Raw genomic sequence first — 7524 nt, 5'->3', positions numbered from 1 at the left:
TGGCCGCCATTGCGGCGGCCTCGCTCCCATCGCCCAGCGCGGTGCTGTTCTGTCCGGCGGCCACGCTGTTGGTGCCGATCGCGGTGCTGTACTGCCCGCTCGCCTGGCTCAGCACCCCAATGGCGATCGCCTGTTCCCCACTGGCCTGGCTGCCGGCGCCGGCAGCCGTGCTTCTGTACCCGGAGGCCGCACTGCCGGTGCCGCTTGCGGTGCTGTGGTCACCCGAAGCGAGGCTGGACGCCCCCATCGCGGTGGCGCCGTCTCCGGTGGCGTGGCTGGAAGCTCCGGTCGCGGTTGCCGAGTCGGCCGTCGCTTCGGCGAATACACCGATGGCCGTGCCCGAATGACCGGAAGCCAGGCTCGCCGAACCGATCGCGGTGCTGAAGTCGCCGGGGGCCTGGGCGATGTTGCCGGTGGCGGTGGCGGCAGCACCGCTGGCGACGCTGTAGGCGCCGGTTGCGGTTCCGCCGCCGCCGCTGGCGTGGCTGTGGGTGCCGGTCGCCGTGGCCATGTTGCCGAACGCGAAGCTGGCATTTCCCGTGGCGGTGCCCTCGTCGCCGGAGGCGGTAGCGGCGTTGCCATAGGCGGTGGAATCCTGGCCGCTGGCAACGGCGGCGATACCGCAGGCGGTGGCGTCGGTGCCGGCGGCGCTCGCGCCGCCGTCGTCCTCGCCGGCACCGGCCAGGTCGCAGGTCTCGCCCGCGAAGGCCGTGCCGGCGTAGGCAAGGCAGACGGCGAGCGCCAACGCGCTGGGCGCGACGCGACGGCGACGGGGAAACGCGGTGGGAATGGCATGCAGGGTCATGGCGTGCTCCTGAAGGAAGGCGAGTGGAGTCGCGCGGCCTAGGGATTGGTCCCGCCAACCTTTTCGGCCGAACTGCCGAGGCCGAGGTGACCGATTGCCGCGCTTGCAGTACCCACCGCGGAAGACCGGCGCAAGCCATCACCGAATCGACGATCGGTGCCGCCGGCGAGTCTCGGCCACCGCTCCGGGGTGCCCGGGCGGTCCCGGTTACAATCGCAACCATCGCGCTGCGGCGCCGGTAACTACGGAGTCCCGATGAAACTTGGATCCCTGAAGGAGGGCGGCCGCGACGGCACCCTGGTCGTCGTGTCCCGAGACCTCGCCCGCGCGGTGCGGGCGGAGGGCATCGCGCCGACCTTGCAGCGCGCGCTCGAGGACTGGTCGAACGCGGCGCCGCGGCTCAACGCGCTGGCACAGGCGCTGGAAGTGGGCGATGCCGAGGGCGCGTTCGAGCTGGATCTCGCGCAGCTGGCCGCGCCGCTGCCGCGCGCCTTCGAATTCGTCGACGGCAGCGCCTATCTGCCGCACGTCGAGCGGGTGCGGCGCGCGCGCGGCGCCGAGGTGCCGGAGAGCTTCTACACCGACCCGCTGATGTACCAGGCCACCAGCGCCGGCTTCCTCGGCCCCCGTGAGCCGGTCCGGGTGGTCAGCGAAGAGCACGGCATCGACCTGGAGGCCGAGATCGTGGTGATCACCGACGACGTGCCGATGGCGGTGACGCCGGCGCAGGCCGCGGGGCACATCCAGCTGATCGGGCTGGTCAACGACGTCTCGCTGCGCAACCTGATTCCCGGCGAGCTGGCCAAGGGCTTCGGCTTCCTGCAGTCCAAGCCGCGTTCGGCGCTGAGCCCGGTGTTCGTCACGCCGGACGAGCTCGGCGACGCCTGGCGCGAGAACAAGCTCCACCGGCCGCTGCTCACCCACGTCAACGGCGAGTGGTTCGGCGCGCCCGAGGCCGGCGTGGACATGCAGTTCGACTTCGCCCAGCTGGTGGCGCATGCCGCCCGCACCCGGCCGCTGTCGGCCGGCACCATCGTCGGTTCGGGCACGATCGCCAACCAGGACACCGCCAGGGGGGCCTCCTGCTTCGCCGAGAAGCGCACCGTCGAGGCGCTGGAGCACGGCGCGCCGCGCACGCCGTTCATGGCGTTCGGCGATACCGTCCGGATCGAGATGCTGGACGCCGAGGGCCGTTCGATCTTCGGCGCCATCGAACAGCGCATCGAGCAGCAGCCGCTGCCCTGAGCGGGGGGTGCGGCCGAACGGCCATCGCGGCGCGACGGATGGCGCGCCGGGCTGGGGGGCGACGCGTTAAGGTTCGGGATTGGCCGGCCGCAGGGGAGCCAGTATGGAAGGGGGGGGCATGACGGAGCGGCTCACGCTGTACTCGTACTGGCGTTCCAGCGCCGCCTACAGGGTGCGTATCGGCCTGAATCTGAAGGGCCTGCCGTACGAGACCATTGCCGTGCACCTGGTCCGCAACGGCGGCGAGCAGCACCACGCCGACTACGCCCGGGCCAACCCGCAGAAGCTGGTGCCGATGCTGGAGCACGGCCAGCGCAAGCTGCGCCAGTCGCTGGCGATCCTGGAGTACCTGGACGAAGTCTGGCCGACGCCGCCGCTGCTGCCGGCGACGGCGCGGGAGCGCCAGCGGGTGCGCGCGCTGGCGCAGCTGGTGGCCTGCGACATCCACCCGCTCAACAACCTCCGGGTGATGCGCTTCTTCGAGCACGAATGGAACGTGCCGCAGTCCGAGCGCGACGTCTGGATGAAGCACTGGATGAGCGAGGGGTTGGCGGCGTTCGAGGCGCTGCTGGCGGACCATCCGTCCACCGCGGAGTTCTGCGACGGGCATGCGCCCACCCTGGCCGACTGCTGCCTCGTGCCCCAGGTCTACAATGCGCGCCGTTTCGGCGTGGACCTGGCGCCGTACCCGACCATCCGCCGCATCGAAGCAGCCTGCCTGGCGCTGCCGGCCTTCGACGCGGCCCGCCCGGAGCGGCAGCCGGACGCGCCCGCCGCCCAGCCCGCGCGGACATAGCGCGCGGCGGGATCCTGCTGCGTCGAGGTCTAGCCGTGCTCGCTTTCGCTGGACGAGAACACGTCGGCGTAGGGGTCGTGTTCGCCGGTCCCGCCTTCGGACAGCCGGAACTTGAGCGCCAGGCCATCGCGCGAGTCGGCGGCCTTGAGCGCCTCCTCCATCTCGATCTTGCCTTCCTTGTACAGCCGGAACAGGCACTGGTCGAAGCTCTCCATGCCTTCCTCCAGCGTTTCCTCCATCGCCTGCTTGATCTCGTGCACCTGGCCGCGGCGCAGCAGGTCGCGGATCATCGGGGTGTTGATCAGCACCTCGGCGGCCGGAAGGCGGCGGCCGTCCACCCCCGTGACCAGGCGCTGGCTGACCACCGCCTTGAGGTTGAGCGCCAGGTTCATCAGCACGTTCTTGTGCGCGGACTCGTTGAAGAAGTTGAGGATGCGCTCGATGGTCTGGTCGGCGTTGTTGGAGTGCAGCGTGGCCAGGCACAGGTGACCGGTCTCGGCGAAGGCGATGGCCGCTTCCATGGTGGTGGCGTCGAGGATCTCGCCGATCAGGATGACGTCCGGCGCCTCGCGCATGGCGTTCTTGAGCGCGTTGTGGAAGTTATGGGTGTCGAGCCCGACCTCGCGCTGGTTCACGATCGACTTCTTGTGCCGGTGCAGGTACTCGATCGGATCCTCGATGGTGAGGATGTGGCCCGAGGTGTGGGTGTTGCGGTAGTCGATCATCGACGCCAGCGTGGTCGACTTGCCCGAGCCGGTGGAGCCGACGATCAGCACCAGCCCGCGCGGGGCCATGATGATCTGCTTGAGCGCCTGGGGCAGCTGCAGCTCCTCGATGCTCGGGATCACGCTGCGGATGGCGCGGATGACCATGCCGATCTCGCCGCGCTGCTTGAACACGTTGACGCGGAAGCGGCCCGAATCCTGCAGCGACAGCGCCATGTTGAGCTCGAGCTCGCGCTCGAACACCGGCACCTGGCCCTCGTCCATCAGCGAGTAGGCGATCTTCTTCACCATGCCGGTCGGCAGGCCGGTGTTGCCCAGGGCGTAGAGCTTGCCCTCGACCTTGATGTAGACCGGCGCCCCGGTGGTCAGGAACATGTCCGAGGCGTTTTTTTCCGTCATCAGCTTCAGGAAATAGCCGATGTCCATGAACGAACCCCCTTTTGCCGGCGACCGGTCGTTGCGGTCCGGCCGCCTGCTGCCGACAATGGCCGCCTGTTCCCCACAGGTACGGCCGCCAATGCCAGCTAGCATTGCACAATTCCGAGCGATCCTGCAGGCGTCCGCACTCGGGATCGTGCTGTCGCTCACAGCTTGCGCGACCCTGCCGCCTCCCACCGCCGAACTCGCCGACGCGCAGCGCGCCGTGGTGCGTGCCTCGGATGCCGACGCGGACCAGTACGCCGCCGACGAGCTGGCCCGGGCGCGCGAGCGGCTTGCCGAGGCGCAGGCGGCGATGGCCGCCGGCCGCGAGCAGAAAGCCCGCAGTGCGGCGCTCGCCGCCGCGGCGCTGGGCGACCTGGCCCACGCCCGCAGCCGCGAGGCCGTGGCCAATGCGCAGGTGGCCCAGCGCCGCGCCCAGATCTCCCGGCTGCGCGAGCAGCTGGACACGGCGGAGGATTGAACGATGAAGCTCACCATCCGGAACTGGCTGCTGCTGGCCGCGCTGTGCATGCCGCTGGCGCACGCCGCCGAGGACCCGGAAGCGCTGGCGCTGGCCGCGCGTCTGCAGGCGCTGGACGCCGATCCCGCGCTGCAGGACCTGGCCGCCTTCGAACGCCTCCGGGCCCGCCAGGCGCTGCAGGCCGCCGCGGCCGCCCGCGGCGATCGCGACCAGGCCCTGCAAGTGGCGCGGTGGCGGGTGGAGACCGCCGAGATCGCCGCCCGCACCGGCGTGTTGCGGCGCGAGGCGGATGAACTGGACCGCCAGCGCAGCGACCTGCTGGTCGAGGCCAGCAGGCAGGAGGCTGCGCGCGCGCGCCGCGAAGCCGAGCGCCTGCGGGTCCAGGCGCAGATCCAGGCGGAGGAAGCCGCGCGGCTGCGGCTGGCGGCCGAAGCCGAATCCAGCGCCCGCCAGGAAACCGAGATCGTGCTCGACGGGGTGGCCAGCGACCAGGCCGCGCGCCTGCGGGCGGCGCGTGCCCGGGAGGCCGAGCTGGCCCGCCGCGAGGCCGAGCTGATGCGCGAGGTCGAGGGCGAGGATTGACCCGGGCGCTCACCGGCGCTCGGTGGGAATTCCGTTTCTGTTCAATGAGTTGAAAGACTCGACGTGTCTGCCACGGGGTTCCCGGTAGGCCGGGCCGGTCTTCTTTATCCCTGTTCATCTTGGCCCGCGTCGCAGCGCCCTGGGGCCTGCGCGGACTCGCTTGCCGGCCCGTATCCGGAGGAGTAGGGTCGACCCTACAGGCGGCGCGCAGTCCTCCTGCCGCCCCTGCAGACAGGCCGAAACGACGATGACCCACGCGCACCACCCCAGGGAGCATGCCGCCGGAAGCAAGGTCCGCGCGGATGCCCTGCCGGGGTCGTCCGCGCCGTCCCGTCCTCCACTCCCGGCCGCTCCCCCCAAACGCCCCGCGCCCGCTCCGGCCGGGGCGTTCGCACGTTCACGATCCAAGGAGGTTTCCATGTTCGAAGGGCAACCGCAGGCGGACCTCGACGCGGTCTTCCAGAGCCACCCGGAATTCCGCAGGCTCTACCATCACCATCAGGAACTGGACAAGAAGGTGATGGACGCCGAGCTCGGCGTGCTGCCGATCGACGACACCACCCTGGCGCAGATGAAGCGCGAGAAGCTCGCCGCCAAGGACCGCCTGGTCCGGATGTACGACACCCTGCACCACTGACGCAGGCAACGCTTCCTTTCGCGGGCGGCGCCGGCCTCCTCGTCGGCCGGCGCCGTCCGCGGGGATGCTGGCATGGACGGATGCGATAATCGCCCGTCGCCCCAACCGCCGCCGCCAGCATGCCGACCCGCAACTCCGTCCACGACTCCGTTCTGGACCTCATCGCCGACACCCCGATCGTCCGCGCCCGGCGCCTGGACGCCGGCCCGTGCGAACTGTATTTCAAGCTCGAGAGCCAGAACCCGGGAGGTTCGATCAAGGACCGCATCGGCCTGTCGATGATCGAGGCGGCCGAGCGCCGCGGCGACCTCAGGCCGGGCGCGACCCTGGTGGAGGGGACGGCCGGCAACACCGGGATCGGGCTGGCGCTGGTGGCGCAGCAGAAGGGCTACAAGCTAGTCCTCGTGGTCCCGGACAAGATGAGCCGGGAGAAGATCTTCAACCTCAAGGCGATGGGCGCCGAGGTGGTGCTGACCCGTTCCGACGTGGCCAAGGGCCACCCCGAGTACTACCAGGACCTGGCGGAACGGATCGCCCGTGAGACGCCCGGCGCCTACTTCGTCAACCAGTTCGGCAACCCCGACAACCCGGCCGCACACGAGCACGGCACCGCGCCGGAGATCCTGCGGCAGATGGGCGAGGCGGGCGGACTGGACGCGGTGGTGTTCGGCTGCGGCAGCTCCGGCACCATGACCGGGCTGTCGCGGCATTTCGCCGAGCACGCCCCCGAGGTCGAACTGATCCTGGCGGACCCGGTGGGTTCGATCCTCGCCGAGTACATCAACGAAGGCACCCTCAGCGACAAGTCGGCCAGCTGGATGGTGGAGGGTATCGGCGAGGACTTTCTGCCGTCGATTTCGGATTTTTCGCGGGTCCGCAAGGCCTACGCCATCAGCGACCGCGAGAGCTTCCTGGCCGCGCGCGAGCTGCTGCGCAGCGAGGGCATCCTCGGCGGCTCGTCGACCGGCACCCTGCTGGCCGCGGCGCTGAAGTACTGCCGCGAGCAGACCGAACCGAAGAAGGTGCTGGTGTTCGTCTGCGACACCGGCAACAAGTACCTGTCGAAGCTGTACAACGACTACTGGATGCTCGACAACGGCTTCCTCGAGCGCGAGCAGTACGGCGACCTGCGCGACCTGATCCTGCGCCCGTACTCCCAGCGCGACACCGTGGTGCTGGCGCCGGGCGACCTGCTGATGACCGCCTACCAGCGCATGAAGCTGTACGAGATCTCGCAACTGCCGGTGATGGAGAACGAGAAGATCGTCGGCATCCTCGACGAGTCGGACGTGCTGCTGCACGTCTACGGCGACGAGGCGCGGTTCCGCGACCCGGTGTCCACGGCGATGGTCAGCAAGCTGGACATCATGGACGTGAAATCGCCGGTGGAGGCGCTGCTGCCGGTGTTCGACCGCGGGCAGGTGGCGATCGTGGTCGATGGCGACCGCTTCCTCGGCCTGATCACCCGCATCGACCTGCTGAACTGGCTGCGCCGGCGGGTGCAGTAGCGCGGCGACGGGCAGCCGGCCAGGACGGACCGAAAGCAGGCCGGCCAGGGCGGACCGCAGGCGTGTCGCCATGGCGCAGCTCTCGTAGGAGCGCCCCGTGGGCGCCAAGGCCGGCGGCTCACCGAGACGATAGACGCCCCCAGCCCGCCGCAGGAGGCGGCAGCGGCGGCGGGCCCGAGCCGGCGTCCACCGCCGCTCGCGACCGCCACGCAACGGCAGCCCCGCCGGTCCTGGCCCGAGGCCGGCGCGGTCGATCGGCGAATGCCGGGCCGATTCCCGGCGCAGCGCGTCCCGGGCGGGCATGCGTTAACCCCGCCAATGGTAG

7 protein-coding genes and 1 pseudogene are annotated in these 7524 nt (G+C 70.4%); 6 read left to right on the top strand and 2 right to left on the bottom strand.

Annotated features, from left to right (window positions below):
- Positions 1-805 (bottom strand): annotated as a pseudogene (locus QFW77_RS08355) (ESPR-type extended signal peptide-containing protein); the annotation flags it as partial.
- 255 nt (positions 806-1060) lie between these two features.
- Here QFW77_RS08355 and QFW77_RS08350 point away from each other — a divergent pair.
- Both QFW77_RS08350 and maiA read left to right on the top strand, forming a co-directional pair.
- Complete coding sequence (locus QFW77_RS08350) at positions 1061-2050, top strand: fumarylacetoacetate hydrolase family protein (protein WP_280574031.1); 990 nt, start codon at positions 1061-1063, stop codon at positions 2048-2050.
- Between the two features lie 118 nt (positions 2051-2168).
- Positions 2169-2846 carry a maleylacetoacetate isomerase gene (gene maiA, locus QFW77_RS08345; protein ID WP_280574030.1) on the top strand — a complete coding sequence of 226 codons (678 nt, stop codon included), beginning with the start codon at positions 2169-2171 and terminating at the stop codon, positions 2844-2846.
- Between the two features lie 29 nt (positions 2847-2875).
- Here the strand turns inward: maiA and QFW77_RS08340 are convergent, their stop codons facing one another.
- Complete coding sequence (locus QFW77_RS08340) at positions 2876-3997, bottom strand: PilT/PilU family type 4a pilus ATPase (RefSeq protein WP_280574029.1); 1122 nt, start codon at positions 3995-3997, stop codon at positions 2876-2878.
- A gap of 91 nt (positions 3998-4088) precedes the next feature.
- On the opposite strand from QFW77_RS08340, the gene QFW77_RS08335 reads away from it, so the two are divergent.
- The 4 genes from QFW77_RS08335 (at position 4089) to QFW77_RS08320 (ending at position 7199) form a co-directional block, all read left to right on the top strand.
- Entirely contained in the window at positions 4089-4472 is a 384-nt protein-coding gene (locus QFW77_RS08335) for a DUF4398 domain-containing protein (protein ID WP_280574028.1), read from the top strand.
- Between the two features lie 3 nt (positions 4473-4475).
- Positions 4476-5054, top strand: coding sequence for a hypothetical protein (locus QFW77_RS08330; RefSeq protein ID WP_280574027.1), 579 nt, complete (start codon positions 4476-4478; stop codon positions 5052-5054).
- Between the two features lie 418 nt (positions 5055-5472).
- Positions 5473-5691 carry an HP1242/YdcH family protein gene (locus QFW77_RS08325; protein ID WP_280574026.1) on the top strand — a complete coding sequence of 73 codons (219 nt, stop codon included), beginning with the start codon at positions 5473-5475 and terminating at the stop codon, positions 5689-5691.
- Between the two features lie 119 nt (positions 5692-5810).
- Positions 5811-7199, top strand: a complete 1389-nt coding sequence (locus tag QFW77_RS08320) for a pyridoxal-phosphate dependent enzyme (protein ID WP_280574025.1) — start codon at positions 5811-5813, stop codon at positions 7197-7199.
- Positions 7200-7524 lie beyond the last annotated feature (325 nt).

It is taken from the genome of Luteimonas endophytica (assembly GCF_029887875.1).
Lineage (GTDB): Bacteria > Pseudomonadota > Gammaproteobacteria > Xanthomonadales > Xanthomonadaceae > Luteimonas > Luteimonas endophytica.
Note: the sequence above shows the minus strand (reverse complement) of the source record. Positions and strands in the feature narration are given on the sequence as shown.

Excerpts from the sequence above, each read along its gene's own strand:
- QFW77_RS08335 (WP_280574028.1), top strand. The coding sequence starts at position 4,089 with ATGCCAGCTAGCATTGCACAATTCCGAGCGATCCTGCAGGCGTCCGCA.
- maiA (WP_280574030.1), top strand. The coding sequence starts at position 2,169 with ATGACGGAGCGGCTCACGCTGTACTCGTACTGGCGTTCCAGCGCCGCC.
- QFW77_RS08350 (WP_280574031.1), top strand. The coding sequence starts at position 1,061 with ATGAAACTTGGATCCCTGAAGGAGGGCGGCCGCGACGGCACCCTGGTC.
- QFW77_RS08330 (WP_280574027.1), top strand. The coding sequence starts at position 4,476 with ATGAAGCTCACCATCCGGAACTGGCTGCTGCTGGCCGCGCTGTGCATG.
- QFW77_RS08340 (WP_280574029.1), bottom strand. The coding sequence starts at position 3,997 with ATGGACATCGGCTATTTCCTGAAGCTGATGACGGAAAAAAACGCCTCG.
- QFW77_RS08320 (WP_280574025.1), top strand. The coding sequence starts at position 5,811 with ATGCCGACCCGCAACTCCGTCCACGACTCCGTTCTGGACCTCATCGCC.
- QFW77_RS08325 (WP_280574026.1), top strand. The coding sequence starts at position 5,473 with ATGTTCGAAGGGCAACCGCAGGCGGACCTCGACGCGGTCTTCCAGAGC.